This is a genomic window from Marinicella marina, assembly GCF_030065545.1.
Taxonomy (GTDB): Bacteria; Pseudomonadota; Gammaproteobacteria; order Xanthomonadales; family Marinicellaceae; genus Marinicella; species Marinicella marina.
Genome location: NZ_JASJNC010000002.1, coordinates 331,699 through 353,232, shown reverse-complemented (window position 1 = coordinate 353,232; position 21,534 = coordinate 331,699). Strand labels below are relative to the sequence as shown.

Annotated in this window: 14 protein-coding genes; 8 read left to right on the top strand and 6 right to left on the bottom strand. The window is 44.9% G+C overall.

The genetic code is table 11. The features are described 5' to 3' along the window. Positions 1–45 precede the first annotated feature (45 nt). Both mutL and miaA read left to right on the top strand, forming a co-directional pair. Positions 46–1,890: a DNA mismatch repair endonuclease MutL gene (gene mutL / locus QNI24_RS04250; RefSeq protein WP_267175042.1), complete on the top strand. Its 1,845-nt coding sequence runs from the start codon at positions 46–48 to the stop codon at positions 1,888–1,890. A gap of 251 nt (positions 1,891–2,141) precedes the next feature. Then, positions 2,142–3,077 carry a tRNA (adenosine(37)-N6)-dimethylallyltransferase MiaA gene (gene miaA / locus QNI24_RS04245; RefSeq protein ID WP_267175041.1) on the top strand — a complete coding sequence of 312 codons (936 nt, stop codon included), beginning with the start codon at positions 2,142–2,144 and terminating at the stop codon, positions 3,075–3,077. A 440-nt stretch (positions 3,078–3,517) separates the two neighbouring features. Here the strand turns inward: miaA and QNI24_RS04240 are convergent, their stop codons facing one another. Further along, positions 3,518–3,937, bottom strand: a complete 420-nt coding sequence (locus QNI24_RS04240; RefSeq protein ID WP_283708502.1) for a hypothetical protein — start codon at positions 3,935–3,937, stop codon at positions 3,518–3,520. Positions 3,938–4,277: 340 nt separating this feature from the next. Here QNI24_RS04240 and QNI24_RS04235 point away from each other — a divergent pair, with 340 nt between their 5' ends. Beyond that, entirely contained in the window at positions 4,278–6,116 is a 1,839-nt protein-coding gene (locus tag QNI24_RS04235; protein WP_267175039.1) for an endonuclease, read from the top strand. A 188-nt stretch (positions 6,117–6,304) separates the two neighbouring features. Further along, a complete protein-coding gene (locus QNI24_RS04230) occupies positions 6,305–7,060 on the top strand; it encodes a choice-of-anchor J domain-containing protein (RefSeq protein WP_267175038.1) in 756 nt (251 codons plus the stop codon). A 40-nt stretch (positions 7,061–7,100) separates the two neighbouring features. On the opposite strand, the gene QNI24_RS04225 is transcribed toward QNI24_RS04230, so the two are convergent. Continuing rightward, a complete protein-coding gene (locus QNI24_RS04225) occupies positions 7,101–7,970 on the bottom strand; it encodes a winged helix-turn-helix domain-containing protein (protein WP_267175037.1) in 870 nt (289 codons plus the stop codon). A 159-nt stretch (positions 7,971–8,129) separates the two neighbouring features. Between QNI24_RS04225 and dtd the strand changes: the two genes are divergently transcribed. Then, the gene (gene dtd, locus QNI24_RS04220) at positions 8,130–8,579 is read left to right on the top strand and encodes a D-aminoacyl-tRNA deacylase (RefSeq protein WP_267175036.1); all 450 of its coding nucleotides are present in this window, start codon (positions 8,130–8,132) and stop codon (positions 8,577–8,579) included. Between the two features lie 58 nt (positions 8,580–8,637). Then, the gene (locus QNI24_RS04215) at positions 8,638–10,548 is read left to right on the top strand and encodes a S9 family peptidase (protein WP_267175035.1); all 1,911 of its coding nucleotides are present in this window, start codon (positions 8,638–8,640) and stop codon (positions 10,546–10,548) included. Between the two features lie 75 nt (positions 10,549–10,623). On the opposite strand, the gene QNI24_RS04210 is transcribed toward QNI24_RS04215, so the two are convergent. The 3 genes from QNI24_RS04210 to QNI24_RS04200 form a co-directional block, all read right to left on the bottom strand. Then, positions 10,624–11,070 carry a hypothetical protein gene (locus tag QNI24_RS04210; protein ID WP_267175034.1) on the bottom strand — a complete coding sequence of 149 codons (447 nt, stop codon included), beginning with the start codon at positions 11,068–11,070 and terminating at the stop codon, positions 10,624–10,626. A gap of 139 nt (positions 11,071–11,209) precedes the next feature. Further along, positions 11,210–12,214, bottom strand: coding sequence for a hypothetical protein (locus QNI24_RS04205; protein ID WP_267175033.1), 1,005 nt, complete (start codon positions 12,212–12,214; stop codon positions 11,210–11,212). An 11-nt stretch (positions 12,215–12,225) separates the two neighbouring features. Beyond that, entirely contained in the window at positions 12,226–12,519 is a 294-nt protein-coding gene (locus tag QNI24_RS04200; RefSeq protein WP_267175032.1) for a hypothetical protein, read from the bottom strand. Between the two features lie 294 nt (positions 12,520–12,813). On the opposite strand from QNI24_RS04200, the gene QNI24_RS04195 reads away from it, so the two are divergent. Then, a complete protein-coding gene (locus QNI24_RS04195) occupies positions 12,814–15,150 on the top strand; it encodes a winged helix-turn-helix domain-containing protein (protein ID WP_267175031.1) in 2,337 nt (778 codons plus the stop codon). 2 nt (positions 15,151–15,152) lie between these two features. Here the strand turns inward: QNI24_RS04195 and QNI24_RS04190 are convergent, their stop codons facing one another. Beyond that, positions 15,153–15,629 (bottom strand): DUF4442 domain-containing protein, encoded by a 477-nt coding sequence (locus tag QNI24_RS04190; RefSeq protein ID WP_267175030.1) that lies wholly within the window; start codon positions 15,627–15,629, stop codon positions 15,153–15,155. Between the two features lie 172 nt (positions 15,630–15,801). Between QNI24_RS04190 and QNI24_RS04185 the strand changes: the two genes are divergently transcribed. Next, positions 15,802–21,522 (top strand): Calx-beta domain-containing protein, encoded by a 5,721-nt coding sequence (locus QNI24_RS04185; protein ID WP_267175029.1) that lies wholly within the window; start codon positions 15,802–15,804, stop codon positions 21,520–21,522. Positions 21,523–21,534 lie beyond the last annotated feature (12 nt).

Genomic DNA, 21,534 nt, shown 5'->3' with positions numbered 1-21,534 from the left:
GTTTTCCATCCAACCCGATGAATAAACCATGTTAAAATTGATGCCATGCAAATCAAAAAATTACCCAATCAACTGATTGATCAAATCGCCGCTGGCGAAGTGGTCGAGCGACCGGCCTCGGTGGTCAAGGAATTGGTCGAAAATGCCCTAGATGCCGGCGCCACTGTGATTGATATCGACGTACAGACTGGCGGCAAGAAACGCATCAAAATCACCGACAATGGCAGCGGCATCAACCACGATGACATGGCCATGGCCTTACAACGCCATGCCACCAGTAAGATTCATTCGTTGGATGATTTGGAGTCATTGTTGTCTATGGGTTTTCGTGGCGAAGCGCTACCGAGTATTGCCTCAGTCAGTCGTTTTGAGATGATTTCACGCCATATGGATGCTGATATGGCCTACCAAGTCAACGCCCACGGCGGTGAAATTGAAGGCCCAATGCCAGCAGCTCATCCAGTGGGTACCACCATCATTGTCTCAGATTTGTTCTTTAACACGCCAGCCAGAAGACGATTTTTAAAAACCGACCGAACCGAATACCTGCGCATCGATGATTTGATCAAGCGGGTGTCTTTGTCGCGTTTTGATGTCACTTTTCGACTCAGCCACAACGGTAAAATGATCCGCAATGCGCAAGGTGGTGATGCTGAAATACTGCGCCATCAACGCATCAATCAACTGTGCGGCAAAGACTTCATTGAAAATGCCATTTTCATCGAACAACAGCGCGGCAACTTAAAGATGTCAGGCTGGGTAGCCAAACCATCATGGAACCGAGCCCAACCCGACCGTCAATTTTTCTACATCAACAGCCGCATGATCAAAGACAAACTGGTGGGCCATGCCATCAGACAGGCCTACCAAGATGTGTTGTTTCATGGTCGTTTTCCGGCCTTTGTGCTCTACTTGGACATTGATCCCGAACTGGTCGATGTCAATGTACACCCGACCAAACACGAGGTGCGTTTTCGTGACTCAAAATTGGTGCATGACTTTATTTTTGGTTCCATTCACCAATCCTTGGCACAAACCCGAGTGGGTGAAATGTCAGCGACGGTCAATGAACCGCTGCCCGATTATTCACAAATGCAACACCGAATGAATTTGGGTGGTGCAGGAGCCAGCCAACCCAGTAACCAATCCACACAGCCATTCAATCAATCATGGCCAAGTAACATGTCCAGTGGCGCTGCTGGCGGAGCTGGATTTGATTACCTGAATCAAGCAGCCAGTGCCAGCGATCAGCTCTCAGCCTACCCGAGCAACAACCTGCCCGAACATACCGAAGGCGGTCAAGACATTCCGCCATTGGGTTATGCCAAAGCCCAAATACACGGGGTGTTTATCGTTGCTGAAAACCAGCATGGCTTGATCATTGTAGACATGCATGCCGCACACGAACGCATCACTTATGAGCGCATGAAAGAAAAGTTTGCTCAGGATGCTTTGAAGAACCAGAAATTATTGGTGCCGATTCAAATCAATGTCTCGGCCCGTGAGGTCGGTGCGGTTGAAGCACAACAACAATGGTTCGAACAACTGGGGTTTGAGCTCAGCATAACGGGCGAAGAATCACTGGTCATCAGAAAAATACCCGCGATGTTGGCTGGTGCCGATGTTGAAAACTTGATCAAAGACGTCTTATCAGAAATCGTTGCCTTGGGGTCTTCACAAAAAATAGAAGCACAAATCAACGAGATCATGTCGACCATGGCCTGTCATGGCTCGGTGCGCGCTAACCGCCAATTATCGATCATGGAGATGAATGCTTTGCTGCGAGACATGGAAAGCACCCTGCGCTCTGACCAGTGTAATCACGGTCGTCCCACTTGGACCCAATTAGACATGAAACAATTGGATAAATTGTTCTTAAGAGGACAATGAGCTTTATAATATGATTAAAGAACAAATGAATACCTACTTCAGTAGAATTGATAAATATGCAAGCATCATTCGTACAGTACTGATTTTTGTGTTTCTGATTGGAATAGTAGCGTTGTCGGAAAAACTAATCAATGTAAGTATCATTGAGCTCTTTCTAAGTGTTTTAGTCATACATTTGATGATTACAGTTAGGGTCCACTCTTTAAAGCAAAACGCCATGATTCGCTGGATCAATACAAACTCAGAATAAGATGAGGTTGCCTAAAGCCATCTTCCTAATGGGTCCAACAGCAGCAGGTAAAACTGATGCAGCCATTTTATTGCATGACCAATACCAAGCCGACATCATCTCGGTGGATTCTGCTTTGGTCTACAAGGGCATGGACATTGGCAGCGCCAAGCCGGATGCAGCCACCCTAGAAAAAGCCCCTCATGCCTTGGTCGATGTGTGTGAAACCTGGCAGCCTTATTCGGCATCGAATTTTTGTAGCGATGCCAAAGCCCTGATGCAACAAAGTATCGATAACGGCCGCCTACCATTGCTGGCTGGTGGCACCATGCTGTATTACAACGCCCTGCAAAACGGTTTGTCCCAGTTACCTCAAGCTGATCCAGAAGTGCGTGAAAAAATACAAAAAATGGCCAACGAACTGGGGTGGGAGCATGTGCATGGCTTGCTGGCAGAAGTTGACCCAGACAGCGCTGCCAGGATCCATCCAAATGATCCCCAACGCATCAACCGCGCCTACGAGGTTTACCTGTTGACCGGCCAAAGCATGACAACTTTGTATGCACAGGATGCGGGTCAAAAGCTGGATTATGATGTTTTGAAAATCATCATTTCACCCGCTGATCGCAGCGTGCTGCATGAGCGCATCGCCATGCGTTTTGAACAAATGCTGGCAATGGGCTTTTTGGATGAAATGAAAACTCTGATGGCAGAGCCTAGAAACCATGATGAGCTGCCATCGATGCGTTCGGTGGGCTACCGCCAAGCCTGGGAACACCTGGAGGGCAAGACCACCATGGATGAATTCATATTCAAAGGCATCGCCGCCACCCGCCAACTGGCCAAACGCCAACTGACCTGGCTGCGCAAGGAACCTGATGCCATTTGGCTGGATCCGATGCAAACAGGCTACCTAAACAAACTCCAAGAATTGGTTGATGCGTTAAAAAACCAATGAATTAATCAAAAAGCACCCTCATCTCAGCTGGCGAAGTGAAGTCGAAGCCTGATTAAAATGCACTTTTGCTCCGCGCAATGAACGGCCTCAAAAACTTTCTCAATAAAGTAGGGTGGGCTCTGCCCACCAATCAATAACAGCCCAAGACGATAATTAGCTTGCTGGTTTGCCCATAAAACCCATAGTTAATCTGTCTTAACTGTTGTTAAGTCAAAAAACGAATACCGCCCTTTTTGGTGGGCAGAGCCCACCCTACTTGGCTAAGGTCAGACAACTAAGGATCAAAGCCTCAGAAAATGGAAAAGACCCTAACAAGTGGTTTGGGCACGTTGAATTAATTGCCGCTGAAGTTATTGGAAGAGAAACCGTACAATATGTTTCTAATATATATAAATATTATATGGCTTATACTCATTCGATAGATCTTTTGGAGAAAATGCTTAAATTTCACTGATCAATGTTTCTAGGATGACCGCACACTGTTGCTGTTGTTGCTTTGATGATTGACTTTTTGATTCTGCTAATATTGATTTTGCTTCTTGCTCCATTTTCTTCTTCAGCGCTTTGCCCTTTAATGAAAGTTGTTTAGCGGTCACTTTCTCACCCCGTTTGACGATTTTTTTATTAGAGTCTTGCCATCGCGCCAAAGCAATAGAGAACACCCCTTCAAGTTGAGGCCATACCTCAGAACAATGTGTCACTAAAGCAGGCTGAGCCATTGACTGAAAATAAATAGTAGCTGCAGAACTGTCCTTTTCACTCATTGCACCGGCTGGCAAAACAACAATCATTAAACAACTCAATACCACCATGAGTTGATTCACAACCATTCTTTTCAGCGTCCTATCAGATGATTTCATAAGTTTTCTCCATTGTTTAAAAAATATTTCAAAATGATTAAAACATAGCATGAAAATTAGTTGGATAACAATGCCATTTATACTGTTTTTTTGTGAAACAGTAGCAAAATACTGCGACTGTCTCCTATATAATAAATCCGCACCAGATTGTGCACATCATCAAGACACCATAAATACAATGATAAAAAAGTGCGGATGATGACACCAGGAAGTGATGAATGAGATGAGTTCTTAGAATTGTCATGCTTGCTTCATCATCGGGTCACAAAACCCTGATAAGTTGCGTATCGACCATTTCTTTTTACTTGATCGAAACATAACTAAAAATCGGGAGTAATACATGTTCAAACACCATGTCTCAGTGGGCGCACTGCTTTGTGCCTGCCTGTTTTTCAATCACAACCAAGTCGCAGCACAAGCTGACCCTAATTATTACAACAGCGTAGATGAATCATCACCCAGTGCCCTGCGAAATTCATTGCATGCCATCATTGATGACCACACGCGATTTCCATACACTTCATCAGCCACCGACACCTGGGATGTGTTGGAACTGGCAGGTGAAGACGTTGATAACACCAATCAAGTCATCACCATTTATAAAAACTCAGCCAACAACAAAGTCGGCGGTGGCAATAATAACTACAACCGCGAACATTCTTGGCCCAAATCATATGGTTTTCCGAATGATGGCAGCAGCAACTACCCTTACACCGACATGCACCATTTGTTCATTGCTGACAGTTCCTACAACTCATCACGCAGCAACAAACCCTATGATATCTGTAGCAGTGGTTGCAGTGAGCGACCGACTGAAGTTAATAACAACCGCGGTGGCAGTGGCCAATCAAACTTCACCAAAACCGGCATCTGGGATGTGTGGACCGGACGTCAAGGCGACATTGCTCGTGCCATGTTTTATATGGATGTGCGTTATGAAGGTGGCACCCATGGCGTCACCGGCAGCAGTGAACCTGACTTGCGCTTGACTGACAACCTATCACTGATCAACGCATCCAGTACCGGTAACAACGAATCCGTGGCCTACATGGGCTTGTTATCGGTGCTGTTGGTGTGGCACCAGAATGATCCTGTGGATATTTATGAGCATCAGCACAACGAAGCAGTGGCAGCAGCCCAAGGCAACCGCAACCCCTTTATCGATAACCCCGGCTGGGTACGCTGTGTGTTTGAGTTGGTGTGTGAAGGTGGCGGCATTGATAACACCCCACCTGATGCTGTGACCAACCTCACTGCATCAGTGAACAACAATTCAGTCTATGTCGACTGGTATAACAATGATGAAACAGACTTGGCTGGTTACACCGTTTATCGCTCAGTCAACAACAGCAACAATTTCAATCCCTTGAATGCCAACTTACGCACCTTTTCTAATTACACCGACACCGCCATAAGTCCAGGTAACACCTACTATTATTATGTCACCGCTGATGACAACGCCGGTAACGAATCAGCTAACAGTGCGATCGCATCAGTCACCCTGCCTGGTGGCGGTGACAATACACTTAGTAACGGTGTGAGCAAAACCGGGCTGACCGGATCCACCAGCAACCAAAAGTTCTATACCTTTGAGGTGCCTGCTGGGGCCAACTCGTTGAACTTTGCCATCAGTGGAGGTTCAGGCGATGCTGACCTGTATGTCAAATTTGGATCACAACCTACCACCTCAAGTTATGACTGTCGGCCGTGGCTCAATGGCAACAACGAAACCTGCACCATCAGTAACATCCAAGCCGGTACCTATCATGTGATGGTGCGGGCTTATGCCAGTTACAGTGGCGTCAACTTGGTGGCCAATTATTCAAGCACCCAACAAACCGTCTTCAGCAATGGCAGCAACGTCAACATCCCAGATAACAATCCAGCAGGTGCCACCAGCAGCATCAATGCCACCTTATCAGGACAAGCTGGCAACATGGCCATCAGTTACAACATCGTGCACACCTACCGCGGCGATTTGAGGGTGCAGTTGATTGCCCCCAATGGCACCATCACCACTTTACGCAACCCCAGCGGCGGCAGCACCAACAACCTCAATGAAACCATCAACACCAACCAAGGCAGCATCAGTGCCAACGGCACTTGGCGTTTGAAAGTGGTGGATATTTATAACCAAGACACCGGTTACATCAACTCATGGCAGATTGAATTTTTATAAAAACTCTGATTATTGAACATCATGCACTGTGGCCCTCTGACAGCTGCAGTGCTGATTTAATGAATGACTGGCTTACAGATTCTTGTCTTGGAATCAGATTTGGTCAGAATTATTCAGCTTAATTCATTAGCGATTTTGCACCCACATTACTTAAGCTTGGTGACACTTTAAACACAGAGGTAATATCAATGAACACCTACACCTTGCTTTTCTTGATGTCACTCACTTTGGGTGACTCTTTTTTTGGCACAGCCCTGGCTGGTGAATTCAACGAAGGTTTTGAAGACATCAATCAACTCACATCTGAGGGCTGGGTTTTTGATAACCAATCTGACTTTATCGGCGACTTATCTTGGAATCAAGGTTTTGCCTCGGTTTTTACTGCTCACGCAGGCCCTGATGATTCATACTTGCTAGGCGGGGCGGGACAAACTGCAGGGAACGTGCTGTGTGATTGGGTGGTTTTGCCTGACATTGGTTTTGTTGAACAACTGAATTTCTTCACCCGTACAGAGTCCAATTCCATCGCACCAGATCGCTTGGTGGTGGCGTACAGTGCCTCCGGAGGCACCAACACCGGTCCTTGTGTGGTCTCCGATGTTAATCAAGCGGCTTTCGGTAGCTCTGACTTTGGTGACTTTGTTCCGTTGTTTACAGTCAACCCTGAACTACTGCCCTTAGGCTATCCCAATGAGTGGACTGAATACAATGTGCCAGTGAATGGGGCGGGCAGGTTGGCTTTGGTTTATTTTGTTGAAGACGTGGGCCAAAATCCATTCAATGGTAACTTAATTGCCATCGACAGCCTCACCACAGGACCTGGATCACCGCCGGTATTGGGCGTGGCCAGACCCGTTCCAAGTTTATCTGTATTGGGTTTGTTGTTGGTATTTGTGTTGCTTTTATTTGCGGCAAAAAGACACCATTACTTACAGCACAATTAATGATAAAAATGTGTTTTGGTGTGTGGTCTGAACCAGAACTTTATTGGTGGTTTTCAATCCAGTTTTTTAGTTGTTGATCAAAGTCGGACGGGTATTTGGCACCGTCCTCAACCCCCACATACAACAAACACATTTTTTTTGAATCTTTAAACACGCGCTCATATTTATTCAACCACAGGGTCAAATGACTGATTAATTCTTGAGACAGGGGCAATGAAGACACCATTTGGGGGTTGTTATTCAGTAACGCCAGAACAGCTTGGTTGTTTTCAAAAATAGGTCCTTCAGTATAAGCGCGCGTTTGTTGACATAAAAATAACTCTTGTTCATTCATTTCATCATACAACAGATAAAACCGCTTTTCCCAGGAGTCATCGGGGCTGAGTTCAAACCGTTGACTGAGCAAATCACCCAATTCATTGCGACGGTATATTTGACTGATAAAGGCTTGTTTGGTTACCGCCAAATGTTTATCTAAAGCCACCATTTGTGAAACCAAATGATTATGACTCATCCAACGATACACAACAATTGACAACACCAACAACAGGCCAACAGCCAATATCACATCGAACCTTTTAAATACCAGAATTCCAGTTTTTTTCTGTTTGATGGGTGCGCTGGTTGCCATGATGCGATAACCCTCGCCAAACACGGATTCAATTTCTATACCGTCTGGATTGAGCTCCTGACGCAGCTTACTGATGGTTTTATAGAGTGAGTTTTCGGTCACCACCCGACCCTTCCAAACCTCTGCAAGGATGGTTTCTTTGGTGATGGTTTGGGGTGAGTTCTGCAATAGCAGTGTAAACAATTGTTTGGCCTTAATGCCCCATTTCACCCTCTCTCCTGCTTTGGAAACATGACCTGTTTCAACATCAACTACATAAGGTCCAATTTCTAGTGACATGAAGTATTATTGTTATAGCTAAGATTAATTCATTATATAGTCTGAAACATTCAGCAACAAGCCCGCCTGCACGCTCACCAATGACAAAACCCAATAATCAACACCAGCCCGATGCTTTCTCTTTGGCACATTGAACTTCATCTGCTAACATGCACTGTTATGAAAATTTTGATTCAAAGGGTGAAGCAAGCGCAAGTCGATGTCAACGGTGAAACTGTCGGCAAAATCAACCAGGGCATATTGGCTTTGGTTGGTGTCGAACGTGACGATGAAGTGGCCGATGCAGCTCAGCTTTTAAATAAAGTCTGTCGCTACCGCATCTTCCCAGATGCCGCTGGAAAAATGAACCTGTCCTTGAATGACATCAAGGGTGAACTGCTGCTGGTATCACAGTTCACCTTGGTGGCTGAGACCAAAAAAGGCAACAGACCCGGTTTTTCACGCGGCGCCTCACCAGCGCACGGCCAGTTCATTTTCGATGAATTGGTTAAACTGGCTCAGCAAACTGATTTAAGTATACAAACCGGCCAATTTGGCGCTGACATGCAGGTCAGTTTGGTCAACGATGGTCCAGTGACTTTTTGGTTTGAGTCAAAAAAACCGCAGTAAATTGACAAATAAAGTCGCAACAGGCAAGATATTTGCTCACTAATTTTGGGCTCACTTTATGAAATCTGCGAAATTCAATCTCTTATTTATTGCTTCGTTTGTTTTGTTGGCTGCCTGCCAAACAAAACAACCCATGGTGGCTGAGCAAGCCGCTGGCGATGATTTTCAAACCTATTCTGCTGAAGATTTTTTCAAAACCACTTCAGTGTTCGGCTCTTCCATTAACCACGACCGCTCAGCGGTTTTAGTCAGCAGTGATGAATCTGGCATCTTCAATGCCTACAAAGTGGCTCTGGATGGCAGCGGTAAAGTGGCATTGACTGATTCAATTGAGGAATCGATTTTTGTCAACAGTTGGTTCCCAAATGATGACCGCATACTCTATAACGCCGACCAGGGTGGCAATGAATTAGACCATGTTTATGTGCGCAATTTGGATGGCAGCATTGTTGATTTGACCCCCGGTGATAACTTGAAGGCTAACTTTGCTGGTTGGCATGAGAACGACCAGCATTTTTATATTGCGACCAACGAACGGGATCCTAAGTTCTTTGACCTTTATCGTTACGCAGTGAGCGATTACAGCCGTGAATTGATTTATCAGAATGACACCGGCTATCAACTCGGTAGCATCAGCCCAGACGGTCGTTGGCTGGCCTTGTCCAAAACCAACACCAATGCCGATTCAGACATTTACTTGGTTGACTTGAATGATGATCAAGCCGCAGCCATGATGGTCGCTGGCAGTGCTGATAAAGACGTGGCACATGGTATCTACACCTTCACCCCAGACAGCCAACATTTAATCTATGGCAGCAATGCGATGGGTGAATTCAACCAAGCCATGGCTTATGACTTGTCTGACCAATCTCACAGCGTCAGTTACCAAGCAGATTGGGATGTCAGTTTTACCTATTTTTCAGACGATGGGAAATACCGCGTTACTGGTATCAATCAAGATGCACAAACGGTGTTAGACATTGTTAATACCGAAACCCAACAAACAGTTAAAATCCCTAACTTACCAGCGGGCGATTTACGCGGTGTTAATTTCAGCGACGATTCGAGCACCATGGTGTTTTACCTTAATTCTGACACCTCGCCATCCAACCTGTATACCTATCAACTGGGCAGCACTGCAGCCAAAAGACTGACCGATACTGGTAACCCTAATATTGATGAAGACCACTTGGTTGCAGGCGAGGTTAAACGCTTTAACAGTTTTGATGGTTTAGAAATTCCAGGGATCTTATACAAACCCAAACAAGCGGCAACAGAAAAAGTACCTGCCTTAATTTTCATTCACGGTGGACCCGGCGGACAGTCACGTTTTGGCTATTCGGCCTTGACCCAACACATTGTTAATAACGGCTATGCGGTATTTAAAATCAACAACCGAGGTTCCAGTGGATACGGCAAAACTTTCTTTCATTTGGATGACAAAAAGCATGGTGATCACGATTTAAAAGACGTGGTGTATAACAAAAAATACCTGCAAACCTTAGACTGGGTTGATGCCGATAAAATTGGTGTTATGGGTGGCAGTTATGGTGGTTATTTAACCATGGCCGCGATGGCTTTTACCGATGAATTTGAGGTCGGCGTGAACATCTTCGGCGTCACCAACTGGGTCAGAACTTTGAAGAGCATCCCGCCTTACTGGGAAGCATTCAGAAAATCTCTGTATGATGAATTGGGCGACCCAGAAACTGATGAAGAGCGTCTTTATAACATTTCACCGGTATTTTTTGGTCACCAAGTGAAAAAACCAGTGCTGGTGGTACAAGGTGCCAACGATCCCAGGGTGTTGCAGGTTGAGAGTGATGAAATGGTAGCAGCCATTCGCGAGACCGGAACGCACGTTGAGTATTTATTGTTTGATGATGAAGGTCATGGATTCAGTAAAAAAGAGAACCGCATTGAAGCCAGTAATAAGTACTTATCTTTCTTGGATGAGTATTTGAAATAAACAGCAAGTCACTGCCGTTGAGTCAAACTGAAGTTTGGCTCAACGCACCACCCTAAACTCTCAGCACTTTATGGCTTAAAAAACCATTGCCAACACAAAAATAACAACCACAATCAACAACAACCACTTATAAACTTCAGACTTATCAGGCACTGAACTGCGGGTCTGCTTTTGTTCAACAATCAAACGATTCATCAAATCATCAACATCCGCCTCCGCCTTCGAAGACTTTATTGGTGAATCCAATTTATGCTGTGTTTTAGAGGCAACCGAGGCTTTTTTCATTTTTGGATGACTGACTGGTTCATGGCTTCTGGCCTCTGATTCACTTATTTCAGATTCATCTGCTGTTTCAATTGTTTTGACTGACTTAACATACTCAGCTTTTTTGATGTTTTCTAACAGCGCTATCAACGCCTTGCGCTCAGACCATGGCAGCTTACGCATGCTCTCCATGTCATTGCCATTGAAATGATGGGTTTGATTATTGATGGTGATTGAAATGTCTTTTTTATGACTCATGAACAATATTCTACAACAACTGTTTTGTTTTAAATGTTAAGTTGCCACAAATACAGGTAACTAAAACATAATCCACCAGCAAAAAACTGGTGGACTTTACAATCAAAAGGAATTTACTATCAGTAATAGTATAAACACATCAGTAGACAGCCAATTGAACCACACCGTTACTGACCGCAGTGTTGGCTCCAATTTTTTGTAGTTGACATTGTAGTTCATTGTTCGAAATGGGCGAACAGCTGGCCACCACAGTTTCAAAAACATTTACCCCTCCAGTATCGTAAGCACTGACAGTAAAAAAAGCATTACTGATATCGAAAGGCACAGTAATAACACATCCACCACCAGCGCCATTTTGGCTGGTGGTAAAATCATTATCATTGACGTTATTAAAATAACTGAGTGAACCACCATTAACCCCTGATGCACATTCTATGTTGGTTGCTGCTTTGACAAAACCATGTGCTGATAGACTTTGTTTGGCATCACTTTCAACAAACAGACCTTGTGCAGGTGCAGGATCAAAAGAGCCAATTGAAGTACCACCATTCTCCTGAATTTCAAAGCGAGTAGAACCACCAATTCTGGCTCTGAATGGACTCACATTACTGGGAGCAGCTGATGTTAATAATGAGTCAGAAAATACAGCACTTCCAACATAAACATTATCACTGTATTGAATACCACCGCTTACATCGACCCAAGGAGAACTACTATTTTCAGTAAATTCAGCTTGTATTGCATAAGGTGTCACGTTGATTCTTTGTCTAGGCACCAAGGGTGTTAAACTGCCAGAGCTGTCACCAAGCCTGACGTTGATTTGCAAATATTTTTCATCACCATCAAATGGCATATCACCATAATCAAGCTCAACACTGATCAAACCATCATTGACTGACAAATCCTCTACGCTGACAAAATCTACTGGCGAGCCACCTACACTGCTACTGAATAATTGAAATAGAAAATCATATTCACCATTAGCAGGAGAGCCATTGTCTATTAATTCTCCTTGGAACGTGAACTGTGTACCCACCTCAACTGTGCCAGCATTCGCTGAACTTAATTGACCAGTTAAAATCAAGCTAAAAAAAACAGCTTGGATGATGACTCTTGGGGTTAATTTATTGTGCGCTTGTTTCATATTCATACTCCTTAATTAAAATTAAATGTTTCAAATTCATTACTAAAAATAAGATCACGGTTACCGCGGTAAAAACCAGCATTCAACTGAAAGTTTCCTCCGGCTGATTGTCCGGTTAATGGCTGACCTATGGCACCATTAATAACGTAACCTTCACCTTGGGCTTGTTGGCCACTGGCGATGACTGATTTACGCATATTGAACTGACTACCAATTTGTCCGTTTAATGTGCCTGCTTGGTTTAATTCATTGGCACTCACTTTTTCGGCATGGCTAACAACAGCGAAACTGGTTATCAAAGCCATTAATAACCATCTAAAATGGCTATTTTTTTTGCACCTCTGTTGATTGAGGCACTTGATGTTTACTGGGTAAATAAACCGTCTATTTATAAGATTCATTGATCCTCTCCTGAAAAGATAATTAACTGAAATATGCATGTTAGAGTTGCTTAAAGGTTTAATTGATAAACTTCACAGGCAACTCAATTTGCATCGCTGTTTCTAATTCTATGGGTGGCGTTTGACTTAGCAGGACAAATACCAGACAATTAATAGACAATTGGCTGACATTTTATTAATTGGGAGTAATAAAGGCGCATGACTGGTGATTCAAAAACCACAACCTACTCATTTTTGGATTTTAAATTCACACCCAGTCAGCACCAGTTCACTTACCGCAATCAAGTCATTCAACTCAGCAAAAAAAATCATGTGCTGTTGTTGGCATTGATTCAATCCAATGGCGATGTGATTGAGAAAGATAACCTGATTGCACAAGTCTGGCCCAATCAAATAGTCACCGATTCGGCTTTGAATAAACAAATCACTCGACTGCGAAAACTACTGGCCGATTACGATGATTTCCAATTCATTGAAACTATTCGTGGTGTGGGAATTCGTTTCACTTGTGAGCTGCATATTGAAACCGTTAACAATGATCCAATTGATAAATCCAATCAATATACGGCTTGGGTAGTGGCATCGATAGTTTTTGCTTTGGTACTGGTTTTGTGGCAACTGAACAAAAGCCAAAACAAGAAACAAATTGATTGGCAATCAACAGATACCATCAACATGGCCATTATCCCATCATTTACTAACAACGACTGGCTCAATGTTGGCGGACTGAATTATTTATCCAATCGTTTATTAGACTACCGGGAAATTCAAACCATTCAACCTAAAAACAGCTGGTTTGAACAAAGTGATCAAGATGTTTTTGCCATAGAGCTCAGCCAAATGCCGGGAATTGAATACGTCTTGATGGTTGAAAATCAAACTCAAGGCAACCAATACATCGCCAACCTATTGTTGCGCAATCAACAACAGATTGTGGCTAAAAATTCACTAAAAGCCGCTACTGTATCACTGTTACTCAAGCAAATCGAAACATGGACCTTGCAACAATTAAACATATCCGTTGAAGTTATAAATAACCGACAACAGGAACAGCCAACAGCTACAGACTTTGTTATGGAAAGTTACCTCAGAGGTTTAGCTGCCGCCAAATCGAGATCATATGATAAAGCCAAACTTCTGCTCAATACTGCGGTTGAGCAAGATCCTGACTTTTTCCCTGCTTGGATTACCTTGGCTGATGTTGAAACTGAATTAGGCCAGTTCGAAAAAGCCCTTGGTTTAATTAACACGCTGATTTCATCCGGTAAGTTAAACGATGAAAAGCGCCTAAATTTAGCACCGATTCAAGTTAAAAACCTGATTTATTTAAATCGCTTGGATGAAGCACAAACCATACTTGATGAATCCATGCAACAAGCTGAAGTCAGTCACAACATCAATGTCATCATGTATAACATGAACAACCAGTTGGTACTGAATGACTATAAAGGTATTGATGATAAAAGCGATGTCATCCTGGGGCAGAAGTTATTGGCCTTGACTGAAAAATTTGATCCTTCACCTGATGTAATTGGGGTGCGCCAACATAATTTAGCGGTATCCTTAAATGAAGCTTCCATGGAGCCACAAGCCATAGAAATGATTCAATTGGCGATAAAAAACTTCAAGCTTAGTAATAACAGTGAAGGACTATTATCTTCTTATCGGGTATGGTCAGATGTGCATGCCTATTTGGCACAATTTAGCGAGGCTCAACTGGCCTTAGAAAAAGCCAAACCATACTTAAACCAAGTCGAAGGTGCCAGAACATTGGTTAATTTTTGGAGCGCCTATGGTTGGGTTCATTATGAACTAGGAGATTTATCAGCCACCCAAAAGAGCCTTGATGCCTTGAATCAGTTGAGTATTGAATATGCCTCGCTACAACCCAAAGTCACTGCCTTTATTTTGGAGGCCGATATGTCGATTGCTCATGGCTTGTTTGAACACGCCAGAACAACTGTCGACTCGCTTTTGGAAATCACAATGCCAAATCCAGAAGACTACCCAGTAGACGCGCCATACGCAATAGCATTGGATTTATACTTAAATGCAGTTATGCTTCCAACGGCTCAAAGCAAAGAAAAAAAAGCCCAATACCTAAATGCCTACCCCACTTTGTCCGAGTCAATAGATAATGAATTGATGGCTATTGATTCCCATATTTTATTCAAAGAAGGTTTTATCCAACAAGCGATTGAAAAACTCATGGCATTAGAAGATACCTATATGGCTACTCGAGATATCAGCTTTGCTAATAACATCAATAAAGTCATCATTGGTTTAATGATTAATGATCTAACAAATCCATTTAATAGAAACACAGTTAGAGATGCGTTAGATCGTATAGAAAATCGCGATCGCTTTGTCTATCCATTTAATAAATTTAAGGCTCAATGGCTGGCTCATGAAGATCAAATGATTCAAGCAGTCACTTTAATGTCAGAACTTAAAACACAGGCCAAAGATTTCTGGAAAGCTAAAGATCAATTGTTGTTAGAAAAATGGCAAGCAAAAATCAGCCAAGTTAAATAAAGTTATTCTTGCTTTTTTCTGATGTACAAGGTTTTCATGACCCGAGCCACGACCTCGCCTTGTTCATCATAAATGACCACTTCATATTCAGGCAAATATTTTTCTCCATCCGCAGTGGCCTGCTTGATCTCATCGAGCATTGCTGAGCTTATTTGCATGGTGGCAGTAACCTTGCCTCGGCCCGGCTTAATAAAGTCAATTGATGCGGCTTTGTCCCACACGATATATCCTTTGCCTAATAATTTCATCAACATCAGCATGTAATGAGGATCAACCATGGCGTACAAAGAGCCACCAAAATGCGTGCCCACGGCATTGCGGTTGTACCAACGCATGTCCATTGAGACGGTGATTTCACTCCAGTCATTTGCGATGTGCTCGAGTTTAATTCCCGCTCCCAAGTAGGGCCCATACCAATTCATCAGCTTTTTTAGTTTTTTGGCTTGGTTGGTGTTATTGAATTTATTATCTATGCTCATATACCCATAGTATGCATTTTTTGGTAATTTTAAGTGAAAGAAGTCAAGAAAACAGTCACGGTGATTGCTGATTCCTGCTACAATATTTTAACAAAATTGTACACACTATTCTTTTCAACTATTTTCAGATAAAGGGGCTGAATTTATGTTATTCAAAACATCTAAGATTACTATGTCAAAAAAATTATTCACGCTCGTGGTTTTACTGTGGGCGTCATTGCAGGCCTACGCCACTCCAACTGAACTGGTGTTATACACCGAGATGACGCCGGGCATTGGTGATGGTGATCCGGGCACAGGCGCTGTTTTCAATGGCGAGTTATTCTTTGAAGCCATGAACGCTGGTGGTAACGATGAGCCTTGGCGCTTTGATGGCACCACCTTGGTACAAATACCCAATGCCAACCCACTGCCAGCCAATGACTCAAATCTGACTGCTCAGTTCGTTTTTAACAACCGATTGTATGCGGTGATGGAGAGTGACCAAGGACGTGAACTGTTCGAGTACAACACCACCACACAGGTTTATGAAAGACACAGTAATTTCAACGGGGCAGCCGATGGCTTTCCGATTCCGCTGAAAGATGCCAATGGTGATCTGATTATTTATAATGGCAACTTGTTGATGGGTGTTGACGTGGCTGCCACAGACCGTCAGCTTCACTGGCTCAGAGCGGATAACAATGTGCTGGAGCCAGTACCAGGTGCTACTGCATTCAGACCCTCTAATTTGGCTGTCTTCAACGGCAACTTGTATTATGAAGGTCGAGCTACGGTAGGCGGTGATGACGAGCCGTTCAGACTGATTGGCAGCACCCAAACCCAAATTACCAATGCCAATCCTCGGGTTGGAGATTCTAACTTGACCGATCAATTCGTCTTTAATAATCGCTTGTATGCGGTGATGGAAAGTGACCAAGGGCGTGAACTGTTTGAATATGATTTCGCCAGCAACACCTACAACCGGCACAGTGATTTCAACGGGATTGACGACGGTTTCCCAAATCCCTTACAAGATGAAAACGATGACTTAATTATTTTTGGTGGTGATTTACTGATGAGCGTCGATGTGACTGCCACTGATCGTGGTTTGTACCGCTTGCGTGCCGATAACAACATATTAGAACCAGTGCCGGGCGCCACTGCATTCAGACCATCTAATGTCACGGTTTATGAAGGCAACATTTATTATGAAGGACGAGCAACCGTTGGTGGTGACGACGAACCTTTCCGCTTGGTTGGTGCAACACAATCACAAATCACCAACGCCAATCCGCCTGCTGCAGGCGACTCCAACCTGACTTTTCAGTTTAAATTCATTGATGACTTATATGCTGTGATGGAAAGTAGCACCGGTCGTGAAATGTTCAAGCTCAATGCTGCTGGTTCCAGTTATGAACGACTAATCGACTTAAACGGTGCTGCGGCCGATGGCTTTCCGATTGCTGTCACCGATGAAAATGGCGGGCCAATTATTTATTTAACCTCCATGTTGTTTTCTGCCGATGGTGTTGGTATAGGTGATGAACTATTCAGACTCACTCCCTTGATTGTACCACCTGAATTTTCCATCAATGATGTGTCGCTGAGTGAAGGCAATGCTGGCACCTCAAACCTGAGTTTCACCGTGACCCGCAGCAACAACACCTCGGCGGCCAGTGTGAATTTCGCCACCGCCAATGGCACAGCCACTGCCGGTAGTGACTACAGCAGTAATTCTGGGACCCTTAATTTTACCAACGGTGGCAACTTAACCCAAACCGTCAATGTGGTTATCAATGGGGATACCCTGGTTGAGGCCAATGAAACTCTGACAGTCAACTTGTCAGCACCCTCTGCTGGCGCCAGTATCAGTGACGGCCAAGGTATAGGCACCATCAACAATGACGACACCGCAACGGTAACCATTGCCGATGTGGCGGTCAATGAAAATTCTGGCACAGCCACCATCACATTGACTTCGAGTGCAGCCATTGACGGCGGCTTTGATGTTGATGTTTCAACCGCTGATGGCACCGCCACCACGGCTGATGGTGATTACACCGCCGTGACTTCGGCCACCGAGACTTTTGCTGGTACCGCTGGTGAAACCGAAACCTTTACCATCACACTTGGCGGTGACACCAAAGTGGAAGCCGATGAAACTGTATCCATCTCCATGAGTGGTCTATCGCCTGTCACAGTCAGTTCGGGTAGCATTGACATCACTGATGGCGCCACGCTGACGCTCAATAATGATGATTCTGCGGCTGTGACCATTGCCAATGTGGCAGTCAATGAAAACTCAGGCACTGCCACCATCACATTGACTTTGGATAATGCTGTTGACGGTGGTTTTGATGTGGATGTTTCAACCGCTGATGGCACCGCCACCACGGCTGATGCTGATTATACCGCTGTGACCTCGGCCACCGAAACCTTTGCTGGTACTGCCGGTGAAACGGAGACCTTGACTGTGACACTCGGCGCTGACACCAAAGTGGAGAACGATGAAACTGTCTCAATATCTATGAGTGGCTTGTCTCCCGTTACGGTAAGTAGCGGAAACATTGACATCACTGATGGTGCCACGCTCACTATTTTGAATGATGATTCAGCGACAGTTTCGATCAATGACATCAGTTTAAATGAAGGTGATTCAGGTAACACGACATTTGATTTTACTGTTAGCTTACTAGGTCAGGTGCAAGGTGGTTTCGCCGTTGATGTAAACACTTTAGATGGCACGGCCACAACCGCATCAGGTGACTACAATACAGCCAGCAATAGGATTTTCTTTGGTAATAATGCAAATCAAGCCGTGACATTCAGCGTTAATGTCAATGGTGATACCACCTTAGAAAACGATGAGACTTTCACCGCCGCTTTGAGTAATCTGCAAGCCGGTGGTTTACCAGTCAGCATTGGCACTGCAATCGGCACAGCCACCATCCTCAATGATGATGTGGCCAGCTTGAGTATTGCTGATGCCAGCATCACTGAAGGTGACGGTGGCGGCAGCAACCTCAACTTTGTTGTGACCTTATCGGGTGATGTCAACACCGGTGTGAGCATTGATTTTGCCACCAGCGATGGCACGGCTTTGGCTGGATCAGACTACACCAGCAACAGCGGTACTTTAAATTTCGCTGGCACCGATGGCGAAACTCAAAACGTCAGTGTTGTGATCAGTGGTGATACAGTCACTGAACTTGATGAAGTGTTCAATGTGACTTTGAGCAACATCAGTGACCCCTCAATAAGCATCAGTGATGCCACTGCAAGTGGCACCATCACCAATGATGATGCAGCCACTTTAAGCATTGATTCTGTCAGCTTAACCGAGGGCAATGCAGGCACCACCAATTTCACCTTCACCGTTTCCTTGGATAACCAAGTGGATACCGCATTCAGTGTTGATGCCGCTACGGCCGATGGCACAGCTGCAGCTGGCAGCGATTATGTCAGCAACAACGGCACCTTGAACTTTGCTGGCAATGCTGCTGAAACGCAAACAATTTCTGTTGTGGTCAATGGCGATGCCGTGGTCGAGGCCAATGAAGCATTCACTGTCAACTTAAGCAATTTAGTTGCCAGTAGTCGTGACATCACCTTAGCCGTTGCTAACGGCACAGGCACCATCAACAACGATGACAGTGCAACCCTGTCAATTACTGATGTGGCATTGGCAGAAGGCAATGCGGGAACCACAACCTTTGGCTTCTCCGTGTCCCTATCTGGCGCGGTACAAGATGGTGTGAGCGTTGATTTCACCACCAGTGATGGCACGGCAACAGGCACCGATTACACCACCACAGCAGGTACTTTGAATTTTGTTGGTAACAACAACGAATCGCAGCAAATCAATGTCTCGGTATTGGGTGATGCGGTGGTTGAATTGAATGAAACTTTCAATCTCACCATCAGCAATGCCTCAGTGGCCGGTGTGACTTTGGCCGATGACCTGGGTGTTGGCACCATCAATAACGACGATACCGCCACCTTAAGCATCGACGACATCAGCCTCAATGAAGGCAATGCGGGAACCACGGCTTTCGACTTCACGGTCTCTTTGAATGGCACAGTAGATGCTGCTTTCAATGTAGATGCAGCAACCGCAGATGGCACTGCCACTGTGGCAGCCAATGACTACAGCGCCACCAGTAATACCCTGAACTTCAATGGCAGCACTGACCAAACTTTAACTTTTTCAGTCCCAGTCAATGGTGATACCGCAGTAGAAACAGATGAAGACTTCACCGCCACTTTAAGCAATCTGGCTGGCTTGGGTGGGCGCAATGTGACCATCGCTGATAATTCTGGCACCGCCACCATCGTCAATGATGACAGCGCCAGTATTTCCATAAGTGATGCCACCATCGCAGAAGGTGATTCGGGTACAGTTAACCTGGTGTTTGATGTGACTTTAGGCTCTTTGGTCAAAGACCCATTGACCGTCGATTATGCCACTGCCGATGACACCGCCACTGCAGGCAGTGACTATACCAGCAACAATGGCACCCTCAACTTTGTTGGTTCGCCCGGTGAAGTACAAACCATCACTGTGGTACTCAATGGTGATGCCGTAACAGAGTTGGATGAAACATTGTTTGTTAACTTATCTAATATCAGTAGCCCTGATGTTACCATCAGCGATGCACAAGCCGTTGGCACCATCAGCAACGATGACTTGGCAGCATTGAGTATAGATGATGTCACCAGCAATGAGGGCAATGCAGGTACCACCAATTACACCTTCACGGTATCTTTAGATAATGCGGTTGATACCGCCTTGAGCATAGACATTGCCAGTGCTGATGGTTCAGCCACTGTCGCCGCCAATGACTATGTGGCCAACAGCGACACTTTGAACTTTGCCGGCACAGCTGGCGAAAGCCAAACCTTTACTGTTGTGGTGAACGGAGATTTAGCGGTTGAAAGTGATGAAAACTTTGATGTGATTCTGAACAATTTAAATGACGCAGGCAGGGGTGTTACTCTGAGTGATTCGGTAGGTACAGGCACCATCTTGAATGATGACTCCTCCAGCATATCCATCACTGATGCCAGCAACACAGAGGGCAATACCGTCAATTCTGTATTAACCTTTGATGTCACTTTGGGCTCACAAGTGAAAGATGCAGTGAGTGTTGATTACAACACGGTCAATGTGACTGCCACAGCAGGTTCAGATTATACCGCTGTCAGCGGCACCCTGAACTTTGCAGGGATTCCAGGTGAAACCCTGCAAGTACAGGTGCCTGTGATAGCAGATATGGCTTTCGAAGGTGATGAGACCTTGGAGCTGGCATTAAGTAATGTCACTGTGGCTGGCGTCACACTGGATCGCAGCAGTGCTGTTGGTACCATCATCGATGATGATCCTGAAGTGACTGCTTCAAATACGGCGCTTGTCAATGCCCCTGCGGCAGCCGGTGATACCATCACTTACGAAGTGGCTATACGCCACAATGGCCCAACCGCAACTGGTGTCGTCTTCACCACCAATGTTGACCCTAATCTGACAGTGATTGGCGGCACCTTAAGCACCAGTGCTGGCACCATCATTGATGGCAGTGACCAAGGCGATGCCACGATCATTGTAGACATAGGCGATTTACCCATCAACATCAATAACCTGGGCGGCAGTGATGTGTTGATTCGTTACCAGGCCAGAATCAATGGTGATGTTGCAGTGGGTGAAATCATTTCTAATCAAGGTACCATCAGCGGTACCAATTTTGCAGATGTATTAACTGATGACCCCAACACCCCGCTGGCTGGCGATCCGACATTGGTTGGCGTCGGTGAAGTCAGGCCTGTACCTACCTTGGGTACTTGGTCATTGTTGATCATGCTGTTATTAATGGGTTGGTTCGGTCGCAAGAGACTATTGGCACTGTCGCATCATTAAACCAACTTACTG